This window comes from Corallococcus sp. AS-1-12 (genome assembly GCF_020036995.1).
GTDB lineage: Bacteria > Myxococcota > Myxococcia > Myxococcales > Myxococcaceae > Corallococcus.
The window spans coordinates 352,137-363,055 of record NZ_JAIQDD010000005.1; the positions used below are offsets into that span (position 1 = coordinate 352,137).

Genomic DNA, 10,919 nt, shown 5'->3' on the forward strand with positions numbered 1-10,919 from the left:
CGCGTCGCCGGCCACAGGCAACTTGTCAAATCACCACCAAAAGATAGCCTGCCATCCATGGCGCACAGGCTCCGGATTCTCCACCTATCCGACACTCAATTCCGTGCTTCACCAACCTCCAATGCATGGAGGACAGTCCCACTACTTGGCGAGGCATGGGAGCGCAATCTAGACACCATCTCCACAGAGAGCCCCGTAGACTTGGTTGTCTGCACAGGGGACGTAGCATTCTCCGGACAAGTAGAGGAATACGCAGTCGCAACCCAATTCATAGACGCGACTCTGCGCCAGCTCGAGTTAAAACGTGAGTGTTTTTTCGTCACTCCCGGAAACCATGACATCAACCGTGCGATAGCCAGAGAAGCTTGGAGCCAAGCACGGCAACAACTGAAGAAGAATCAAGCCAAAGCCATTTCACGATGGATAGAAGGAGCGCCGTTAAATGGCTTGGCGCAAAGCGCACGAGATCAGTTGCTTGAGCGACAGAGCGCGTATCGCAATTGGATAAGCAAGGACCTCGGTCGGACTTCTCTAGTACCAGCCGACAGAGAACACCCACCCCTGGGCTACAGGGTTTCACTGCAATTACCAAAATTTCCATTTGAAGTACACGCAATAGGCCTCGACTCTGCTTGGCTAGCAGGCGACGACAAGGATCAAGGCAGTCTCTGGTTAACTGAATCGCAAATTCGCAATCTCGGGACCGATGCGCACGGCGACCCACTCATTGGGTTCCGACTAGCATTAATGCACCATCCGACGAACTACCTTGCTGATCCCAAAGGCAGTCTTCGGCTTCTTGCAAAGAGCGTGGACCTGCTTCTCCATGGCCACCTACATGCATACCAAGCAAAGCTCCAAAGCAAGTTGCCACTCACGCTCGTCGCAGGAAGCCTCCACACTCGCACCTCCTTCCCACAGACTTGCGAGACAATAGACATCTGGCTCGACGACCACGGCATCCCACAGGAAGTCGATGTTTGGGTTCGGCGCTGGTCAGCACAAGCCGGGTGGACCAACGACAGCCAGACATACAAAGGCAGCAAAGACGGGCGACTTCAGTGGCAATCCCCCGAAACAAAGTCTTCAAAAAGCACGGACCCACTGGCCGACTCCTTGCGCACTGGAGCAAAATCTCTCCTCCAGGGCGCAGACAGCCTCCACAAAGGTGGGGATCTTGATAGCGCCCTCCGCATCCTGCGCGACCAAGTCATTCCTATCTACGAGCGACTAAACGACATACGCGCACGCGCCATTGCGCTGACCAAAGCAGCAGATATCCTTGAGCAACGCGGAGACTACGAAGAAGCTCTCAGCACCCTTCGAGAGAAGGTCTTGCCTGTCTTCGAACAACTAGGCGATGCGCGTTCACGCGCATTGGCGCTTGGCAAGATTGCTGACATCCTTGAGCAACGCGGCGATTACGATGAAGCTCTCCGCATTCGTCTCGAGGAGGAAATCCCCGTCTATGAGCGAATCAAGGATGTGCGTTCACGCGCCATAGCACTAAGCAAGATAGCGAACATTCTGGAACAGCGAGGCAACTACGACGAAGCCCTTCGCATTCACCGCGAGGAAGTATTGCCCGTCTTCGAACGTTTAGGAGACATTCACTCGCGCGCGCTAGCTCTGGGCAAAGTAGCAGAGATTCTTGGGCAGCGAGGCAACTACGACGAAGCCCTTCGCATTCTCCGCGAGGAGGCATTGCCTGTCTTCGAACGCCTAGTCGATGTGCGAGCTCGCGCCGTAGCAATTGGAAAGGTCGCCGACATCCTCGAGCATCGCGGTGACTACGACGAGGCCCTCCGCATTCGCCGCGAGGAAGAGATTCCCGTCTATGAACGACTGGGAGATGTTCATTCGCGCGCCGTAGCAATTGGACAGGTCGCCGACATCCTTCAGCAACGCGGTGACTACGACGAAGCCCTTCGCATTCGCCGCGAGGAAGAGCTTCCCGTCTATGAGCGACTGGGAGATGTACGCCTACGTGCCGTTGCACTTGGACAGGTCGCCGACATCCTTCAGCAACGCGGAGACTACGACGAAGCCCTTCGTATTCATCGCGAGGAGGCGTTACCCATCTTCGAGCGCCTAGGAGACGTGCGTTCACGAGCCGTGTCGATGAGCAGGGTTGCAGATATTCTTCAGCGACGTAAAGATTACAATGAGGCTTTGCGCATTCACCGCGAAGAAGCATTGCCCGTCTTTGAACGTCTCGGAGACATTCGTTCAAGAGCCGTAACCCTGGGAAAAATTGCCGACATCCTCCAAACACGTGGCGATCTCGACGAGGCCTTCCGCATTCGGCAACAAGAAGAGCTTCCTGTCTACAAACGCCTGGGCGACATACATTCACAAGCAGTAACCCTAGAAAAGGTTAGCGAAATACTCACGCTGCGCGGCAACCCGAGCGAAGCCCTTCACATACTTCGCCAGGACGTACTGCCAATCTGGAAAAAACTAAGCAACCCCGAAGAACACCAAGCAACACTAAAGAACATCGTAGCACTTAAACACTCACTAAGAAAACCAACTTTTTCAATCCAGTCATTAAGCATCCGCAATATAAAAAACATCTCGTCCATCTCTATCGACTTCACACCAACATCCAGTCTGCCCGGACAATGGCGGTGCATCGCAGGAATTAACGGCGCAGGCAAAAGCACTGTTCTCCAAGCAGTCGCATGCGCATTGCTTGGCGAGCGGCTAGTAACCGAACTTGGAGGGGAACGACTCCAACGCATGCGTCGGCGTTCACACCCCATCGAAAACTCCTCGGAAATTGAACTCCGCATCAGCAATAGCCGCGAAACTTTTGACCTACTGCTCCCACTGGGACCCGACGGCATCGACTTAAAAAAGCTGGAAGCCCATGAGAATTACAAAGCGATGCGCGAATTCTGGGAATGGCGTGCGCAAAACCATCTACTCGTTTCGTACGGCGCCGGCCGCAACCTATCTGAACACGTTCAAGTAGGGATTGGCCAAGACAAGAGTCGCGACGTCCAACGGCAGTTTACTCTTTTTGAGCCCCTAGCCTCAGTAGCCCACGCAGAGGTGCTGACACATCAAGACCGCCTGCAACCGGCAGCGTTCAGGGCCCTCCAATTTCTTCTAGACGAACTTCTGTCCGACAGTCCCGTACAAGTCCTACCGGACAGCGGCATGCTTCAGTTCAGAGTCGAGGGGGCCACAGTAACTACTACCGAACTACCTGATGGATTTCGGGCTCTTATCACTTGGCTTGCCGATCTCTGCGCAAGTTGGCAGGAGAAAGCCCCCGAAGAAGCGGAACTTGGCGACATTTCGCTATTGCAAGGCATCGTACTTATCGACGAGATAGATCTACATCTACATCCTCGTCTCCAACGGACAATTGTCCCTCGACTGCGCCGTCTCCTCCCCGGAGTGCAGTGGATTGCAACTACGCACTCTCCATTGGTATTGGCCAGTTTCGATCGAAACGAGATCATCCCACTTCAAGGACTGTCAGGACAGGCGCGCCCTCCCCTAGATCGACAAATCCTCGGATTTTCCACGGATGAAATCTACCGATGGCTCATGGAAACAGAGCCAAGCAGTGCCGAATTGGATGCCCTCTGGGAAAACAGACAAGACTCCAACAAGGGCGAGTTAGGACTAATCCTCGCACAGTCGCCAGACATGAACGACGAGGACGCGAGGCAGGCCCGCGAGTGGCGCAGGCAACGCCTAGAAGAGGTGCGCAGAAAAAAACAAGATGGCGAACCATAAAACCAACAACAAACACTGACACACCCACACAGCACTTCATCGCCCTTCGACCAAGCCAACTCCGAATCACGACAACAAGTCCCACTCCATGAGAAGCCTTATCCGCCCTCCCGCTCGACTCCCCACGCTAACTCGTGGAGCAGGGGCAAGTCAGCGCATTGAAGACGAACAAAGGCGCAGTCTAGATCCAAAGGCTCCACTTGAGTTCCCTCCGCACTGGAAGGCCGTAGACGTACGCGGCGCACTCCTAGCCATGCACGGCTGGGTTTGCGCCTTCTGCGAGCGAGGACTTGGAGAAGATCGGCGTGGCGATGTGGAACACTTCCGCCCGAAATCCGCAGCAAAAGAAGCCACACACAATGGTTACTGGTGGCTCGCCTATGAGTTTGAGAACTACCTACTAAGCTGCAGCACATGCAATTCAAGCCACAAGCGAACGCTCTTCCCGCTTGAGCAGGGAGCCTCTCATGTTGACTTCAACAATCGCAACCAAATCCACAACGAAGCACGACTATTCATAGACCCAACAGTCGACCCTGTCGCCGACTGGCTGACCGTAGAAATCGAGGACGAGAACAATCTCTGCGAAATCAAACCCACAACAACCGACAGTACAGGAAAACTCAGAGCCACACACAACATAAACCAGCTTCAACTAAACGAAGAAGTCAAGCTCATCCAGCAGCGACGACGGAAATTAGAGTCTGCCCAAAAGGACTACATCCACAGAGACTTCCTCAATCTGCTTGAACAAGCCAGCCATTTCCGTCCTCACGGCTCTACGGTGCGCGCATTCTTACGCATCTATGCCCCAGAAATCCGACTACCGAGCAAGGAAGATGACCTACTCGTATTGCTCACCGACACAAACGAGGAACTAAACGAATACAGTCGCCAGAAGAAAAAAGGGCTCCATCCCTCAGAGCGACACTTTAATGAGTTACTATGGATGCTAGCTGTAATTTGGAAGCATCCACCCGCATTGGATGCGGACGCTATAGAACTTTGGCTCTACACTGTAGGGTGGCGACCGCAGGTATTCTCACTCTATCGGCAACTTTAAAAGTCTCTGCGAAGAACAAATATCCTCACAACCGACTTAGACACAACTCATACAGTTGTAGTTCAGGGCATCCACAGTCTTCCTTCTTTTTGATGAGTCAAGGGAAAGGAGCGAGACTCGCTAGGCAACAACCATTGGCCCCAGAAGCGGAGGCACCAGGAGTCCTGTTGGTTGGCTGCCTCGTGACGGAACTAGAGGCAGTAGGCATTAGGTAGCAACTGCACTTCCACAGGCGCGAGGCACATGCCACTGCAGTCGCGTGCGTGAAGGCCCCTGAGGTTGACGCAAGGCAAGAGCGTACGTGGCCATTTGGCGAATGCGGGGGCATCGAGCGCACATGCCTTCCAGCCCCTATTACTGTGTGAGCAGTGGAATGACGATGCGGTACGCGACGACGGCTGGAGTACGCACGCGCGGCGCTGGACGACGTAGGCATCCTGACAGTGGACGAGACGGACTGCCTGACGAATGGAGCGAAGCCTGCAGGTTGTGGTGCGCCAACACACGGGCACGGTGCTGCTGGGCACCAAGAGCTTCTGGCAGGGCGTAGACATCCCGGGCGCGGCGTGGGGGTGTGTCTTCATCGACAAGCTGCTCCTGGAGCCGGCGTCACGGCCGCTGGTGGCCGCGCGTGAGGAGCCGCTGGCGAAGCGGGCAACGAGTACCTGGGCTTCCTCCAGTACCGGCTGCCGCGAGCGCTGCTGCTCCTGCGTCAGGGCGTCGGGAGGCTCATCCGCTCCACCATGGACCAGGGCATCGTTGTAGTGGCGGCCCCCGGGCACGCGGCTACCGGCCCCTGCTGCTCCAGGCGCTCGCGGGCTACCGCGTCGTCGCGCTGCCATGGGCACAGACGCGGCGGCTGCTGCACTCGGAGCTGCTCCAGATGGGGCTCACCGCGGACACCGCGCGGGTGTGAAGCTTCGACCCTCAGGTTTTTGGAGGAGCGTGGTCACGCTCCTGGTGTTTGAGCTGCGCCTCTTCATTTGTGCAGCACTTTGCGCACCACCAGACTTGCTCTTTGCATGTCTCACACCAGAGAGCGCCGCCGTGCATCTTCCTAAAGGCCTTTAGACAAGCGCAACAATAGACAACAGCGGTCAGATCCTCCTCAGCATCTGGCTTCCGCTTGCTCCTATTGCAACCATCTATGTGACTGTTGCCTTTTCCGCCACAAACCGCACAACCCACAGTCGCCCCCACAGCCGCGATAGCGTCAAGACCAGCAATGAAGCTGTGATAACTGCCCCTTCCCTACCGCGCCAGCCGCTCGCGGTAGCGCGCCTCCAGGGCGGACAGCTCATCCACCCAGGCGCCGTTCGCGCTGCCCGTCCTCGCCTGCGCCAGGACCTCCGCCAGCACGCGCGCGTCCTCCTCCTGCTGCGCGCGCAGCCGCTGGGTCATGTCCCTCGCGGCCTCGAAGACGTCCTGCAGCTCGTCGCCTTCGCGCAGGCCGTGCTGCGGCGGGTGCAGGCGCCCTTCGGCCACCTCACGCATCATCCGCTTGATGCGGAAGAGGGGGCCCGCCATCCGGTGCGTCACCACGATGGTCGCCAGCGCCACCACCACGATGAACGTCACCAGGCAGCCGCCCAGCACCCACCACGTCAGGTGCTGGTGACGCTCCAGCTCCGCGCGCTGCGCGACGATGGCCGCGCGCTCCGCCTCGTACTTGGCGTCGATGGCCTGCGCCTGCTCGCGGAACTGCTTCTCGAACGCCGGGTCGTTCATGTGGGCCATCAGCTCGTTGGAGAGCGTGGCCCCGGACAGCTCGCGGCTCACCTCCGCCGCGGCCGAGCGCGCGTCCACCGCCGTCGCCGTCTCGTGCATCAGCGAGTTCGCCGCGCGCACCAGGAAGATGCCCAGGAGCGCCGCCATCACCAGCGACACACCGACGATGTACGCGGTGAGCTTCAACTGGAAGGGCGCGTCGAGCAGGAAGTTGCGCCAGCGGCGCTTCGTCGTCGGGGCCTGGGCCGTGGTCGTCGTCATGTCTCGCTGCTCCAGTCGAAGGTCGCGGCGGCTTCCTCGATGGCTCGGGGGATCAGGGCCTTCAACAGGTCCGCGGGCGGAGCCCCCGCGGCGTTCACTTCCACCTGTCCCATCAGGGACTGCTCCGGGTACGTCATGCACAACAGTGCCAGACGCAGGCCTCCACTGTCCGTCTTCTGGATCTCCGCCGTGATGCGGTAGCCGTGCACGCCCAGCTTCTTGAGCGCGCCCTTCGCCGCGGCCTTCGACTCCTTCTCCGGCGCCATCTGCGCGCCCCGGCGCACCAGCTTGGAGCGAAGCCGCGCCTCCGTCACCTTCACCAGGTCCGCGGGCACGGTGCCCGTCTTGTCCTTCAGCGCGTCCAGCGACAGGTAGAAGCGCGGCCGGCGCGCCTGGTACGCCTTGATGGCCTTGATGGACTCCGCCACCGCCGCCTGCACCGTGGCGTCCGCCTCCCCCTGCACCGCCTGGAGGCAGTCGAGTCCCTTCGGCTCCAGCAGCGCGCCCAGCCCCTTGGCCACCGCCGCGCGCACCAGCTCGCTCGGGTCCTTGAGGCCGCCGCACAGCGGCGTCACCGCTTCGGGGTCCTCCGTCTGGCCCAACACCAGCGCGGCTTGTGAGCGCGCACGCGGATCCCTTCCCTTCTCCAACTGACGTCCCAGGAAGGTGATGCGCGTGTCCCCCTGCGCCAGTGCGGCGCTCGGCGGCAGGAAGAAGAGGAGCAGGAGTGCTGTCGGCAGCCGCATGGGATGGGCAAAGAAGTGCCAACAGTGTAGCCGCGATTTACCTGTCCACGACAGTTGCCTCTCAGGGCAATCGCGCCCACCTTCGTTGCGCACAAGGGCGGACGTCCTCCCGGGGGAGGACGGCTGGGGTGCGGCGGACCCGAGGCGGGTCACCGCGGGCTGGGGGAGCGATGAAGCGCGGAGTCATCCTGACGGGTGTTCTTCTGCTGGCGGGGTGGTTGAGCGGCTGCCGGGACTCGGACCGCCTCACGTCGGTGGGCAAGCCGCGACCTCCCGGGCCGACGCCGGTGGAGTCCACGCCCACCCTTCCCGACTCCGAGAACTCACAGCCCCCTCCCGGCCGGCCACCGCCGGAGCCGGAGGGGGTGGACCCGCCGCCGCCCGACCCGGAGGCGGAGGTGCTGGACCCCACGCCCATCCCGACGACGGACGGCGTCCCGGGCCCCCTGCCGGGCGTCTACACGGACAAGGGCGAGGCGCCGGTGACGGACCTCATCCGCGGGCTCGTGTCCTTCCCCATCCGCGACCCGGCCGCGCTCGAGGAGCGCATCGCGGACATCTACAAGCCGGGCGGCTCCCGCTTCCGCCAGTACATGACGCCCGCCGAGTGGATGGCGAAGCACGCCCCGCTGGAGAAGGACGTCACCATCGTCACGGACTGGCTGAAGTCCGAGGGCATGCAGGTGCCCTACGTCGCCACCAACCGGCTGCTGGTGCAGTTCGTGGGGACGGTGGCCCAGTTCAACAAGGCGTTCGGCGTGACGCTGCGCGTGCTGGAGCGCAAGTCGCCCCAGGGCGGGAATGATCCGCACGACGTCTACGGCCTCGTGGAGAGCGTCAAGGCCCCCACCTTCGTGCAGCAGCGCATCCACGCCGTCGTGGCGCTGGACCTGCCGGCGGAGACGGGCACGCTGCCCGGCGAGTTCGGCCAGCCGTCCACGGAGCCGCCGAACCCCGTCAGCCGGGGCCTCACGCCCCAGCAGGTGGCGCGCGCGTACAACGTGGACTCGCTCTATGAGCAGGGCCACCAGGGCCAGGGCATGAAGCTGGGCGTGGTGATTGGCGCCAGCTTCCGTTGGAAGGACGTGCGCGCCTTCTGGAAGATGTGGGGCATCGAGCGCGAGGACCCCAAGGTCATCCAGACCATGGAGCCGCCCGTCACGCGCTACCGCGAGGGCACGCTGGACGTGGAGTGGGCCGCGGCGATGGCGCCCAAGGCGGAGGTGCTCGTCTACATGGGCCCGGACGCGCGCAACACGTCCATGCTCTACACGTACAACGAAGCGATTGGCCGGGGCGAGGTGAGCGTCATCACCACGTCCTTCGCCCACCGCGAGGACTCCGAGCCCAAGGCGGTGCACGAGGCCTACAGCCACGCCAGCACCATGGCCGCCGCGCTGGGTATCACCGTCGCCGCGGCCAGCGGCGACTCCGCGGGCGTGGACGTGCCGGGCAACAGCCCCTACGTCACCGCCGTGGGCGGCACGCAGTTGAAGATGAGCGGCATGACGGTGACGGGCGAGACGGCCTGGTATTACTCGGGCTCCGGCATCACCCGCACCTTCGCGACGCCGGAGTGGCAGAAGGGCCTCTTCCCGATGCCCGCCAAGCGCGCGGTGGTGGACGTCGCGCTGAACGCGGACACCGGCTTCTGGTACACGTGGCTGGGCGTCACCACGCCCAACACCGGCACGTCGTTCTCCTCGCCCATCTTCGCGGGGATCATGACGGTGGTGAACGGCGCGCGCGCGGACGCGCAGAAGCCCCGGGTGGGCTGGCTCAACTCGCAGCTCTACACGCTGCCCGAAGTGCAGAAGACGTTCCGCGACATCACCGTGGGCGTCACCGACCGGCAGTACGAAGCCGGGCCGGGCTGGGACATCCCCACCGGCTGGGGCGCCCCCGACGCGGAGGGCCTGCTGCGGACCCTGCCCTGAGCCGGCAGGGACATAGGGCGGACGGGCAACCGGGCCCCGCTCCGGCTGTCATCCCGGATTGACGGGATGCGAATGCATGCGCAGGGCGTGCTGTTCGGGACAGGACCATGTCCCTGCCCCCCCTGCGCGCAGCCCTGTCCTGCCTCCTGCTCCTCGCAGCCGCTTGCGGCAATGCCGTCGCCGGACCGAGCGACGCCGTGGCGGAGAGCCCCTCCACGTCCGCTCCGGGGACCGTCATCCACACTCCGGCCGAGCCCGTGGAGGACGTGGGCCAGGGGCCCGCCACGCCGACGCCCACCGACACGCAGACGTCCGTGGAGACACCCACGGCCGAGGCACCCACGACCGGGACGCCGGTCGTCAGCGCGCCTGCCCCCACGGCGAGCGTGTGCTCGCCGCTCAGCGCGCTGTCCAGCCTGACGGGCAACCTGACGACGTGGCTGCTGACGGCGCCCATCGCCGGGGCCAACAGCGGCGGCTTCAAGGAGCCGGGCGGCACGGAGCTCGCCGCGTTCGAGGGCGCGTTCCGCACGTTGCTGACCGAGGGCCCCACGGCGCGGGTGGTGCAGGACCTGGCGGGGATGGGCTACGGCGTGTCCACCTTCCGCAACGACACGGGCGGAGGGTGGCTGGTGGTGCGTGAGCAGGGGCTGCTGTCGCGGGGCGGCGGCACCTTCATCATCAACCTGTTCCCCGCGCGCGACCTGTGGCTGGAGGCGCCGCACGCGGACTCTGATGAGGGCACGCTGCGTCAGACGGCCACGCAGTTGGTGACGCTGGGCGCGCGCGCGCTGCTGATTACGGGCAGCAACCGCTGCGCCGTCACCACCGCCAGCCCGTGCAGCGGCACCACCAGCGTGTGCGGCACGAAGGGCCTGCGCATCTCCGACGTCGCGCACTACGGCAACAACTTCTTCACCGCCGCGCACCGCGCGCTGCGCGACACGTACCCGGACGCCATCGCCGCCAGCATCCACGGCATGGACGCGGGCACCGGCCCCGAGGCCGCCGTGGTGAGCGACGGCACCGGCGCGCTGCGTCCGGGCGCGCTCTCCAACCGCCTGCGCGACGCGCTCAACACCCACCTGACGGGCACCAAGAAGGCATTCTCCTGCAACGCGGCGGATGACGCGGGCAAGCACCGCACGCTGTGCGGCACCAGCAACGTGCAGGGCCGCATCGACAATGGCGCCGCGGACGCCTGCTACACGGAGGCCGCCGCCGCCACCGACCGCTTCATCCACCTGGAGCAGTCCGCCACGCTGCGCGGCACCGGCGCGTCGTCCCGGGCCGTCATGCAGGCGCTCGCGGACACCGTGCCCTGTACGCTCGGTGGCTCCGGCCTGGGCTGTCAGGCCGTGGCCGCGCTGGACTGCCCGTGAAGTGTCAGGCGGCGGACGTCCTCACCTGGCGTGCCAGACGGCTGCGCGT

The 10,919-nt window shown here is 62.6% G+C and carries 6 protein-coding genes and 1 pseudogene; 5 read left to right on the forward strand and 2 right to left on the reverse strand.

The annotated features are described in order from the left end of the window. The first annotated feature begins 57 nt into the window (after positions 1-57). From K8556_RS11165 to K8556_RS11175, 3 genes and pseudogenes are all read left to right on the forward strand, one after another. The gene (locus K8556_RS11165) at positions 58-3,753 is read left to right on the forward strand and encodes a tetratricopeptide repeat protein (protein WP_223740019.1); all 3,696 of its coding nucleotides are present in this window, start codon (positions 58-60) and stop codon (positions 3,751-3,753) included. 253 nt (positions 3,754-4,006) lie between these two features. Continuing rightward, complete coding sequence (locus K8556_RS11170; protein WP_223740020.1) at positions 4,007-4,816, forward strand: hypothetical protein; 810 nt, start codon at positions 4,007-4,009, stop codon at positions 4,814-4,816. 474 nt (positions 4,817-5,290) lie between these two features. Next, positions 5,291-5,732: pseudogene (locus K8556_RS11175) on the forward strand (helicase C-terminal domain-containing protein); the annotation flags it as partial. 335 nt (positions 5,733-6,067) lie between these two features. Here the strand turns inward: K8556_RS11175 and K8556_RS11180 are convergent. Together K8556_RS11180 and K8556_RS11185 are read right to left on the reverse strand one after the other, a co-directional pair. Next, positions 6,068-6,805 carry a signal protein gene (locus K8556_RS11180; protein WP_223740021.1) on the reverse strand — a complete coding sequence of 246 codons (738 nt, stop codon included), beginning with the start codon at positions 6,803-6,805 and terminating at the stop codon, positions 6,068-6,070. Continuing rightward, positions 6,802-7,551 (reverse strand): HEAT repeat domain-containing protein, encoded by a 750-nt coding sequence (locus K8556_RS11185; protein WP_223740022.1) that lies wholly within the window; start codon positions 7,549-7,551, stop codon positions 6,802-6,804. The genes K8556_RS11180 and K8556_RS11185 overlap by 4 nt, the downstream gene beginning before the upstream one ends. Before the next feature lie 170 nt (positions 7,552-7,721). Between K8556_RS11185 and K8556_RS11190 the strand changes: the two genes are divergently transcribed. Continuing rightward, entirely contained in the window at positions 7,722-9,488 is a 1,767-nt protein-coding gene (locus K8556_RS11190; RefSeq protein ID WP_223740023.1) for a protease pro-enzyme activation domain-containing protein, read from the forward strand. A 107-nt stretch (positions 9,489-9,595) separates the two neighbouring features. After that, positions 9,596-10,870: a hypothetical protein gene (locus K8556_RS11195; protein WP_223740024.1), complete on the forward strand. Its 1,275-nt coding sequence runs from the start codon at positions 9,596-9,598 to the stop codon at positions 10,868-10,870. The last annotated feature ends 49 nt before the right edge of the window (positions 10,871-10,919 follow it).

Coding starts and splice junctions, on each gene's coding strand:
- K8556_RS11190 (WP_223740023.1), top strand. CDS start 7,722: ATGAAGCGCGGAGTCATCCTGACGGGTGTTCTTCTGCTGGCGGGGTGG.
- K8556_RS11180 (WP_223740021.1), bottom strand. CDS start 6,805: ATGACGACGACCACGGCCCAGGCCCCGACGACGAAGCGCCGCTGGCGC.
- K8556_RS11185 (WP_223740022.1), bottom strand. CDS start 7,551: ATGCGGCTGCCGACAGCACTCCTGCTCCTCTTCTTCCTGCCGCCGAGC.
- K8556_RS11165 (WP_223740019.1), top strand. CDS start 58: ATGGCGCACAGGCTCCGGATTCTCCACCTATCCGACACTCAATTCCGT.
- K8556_RS11170 (WP_223740020.1), top strand. CDS start 4,007: ATGCACGGCTGGGTTTGCGCCTTCTGCGAGCGAGGACTTGGAGAAGAT.
- K8556_RS11195 (WP_223740024.1), top strand. CDS start 9,596: ATGTCCCTGCCCCCCCTGCGCGCAGCCCTGTCCTGCCTCCTGCTCCTC.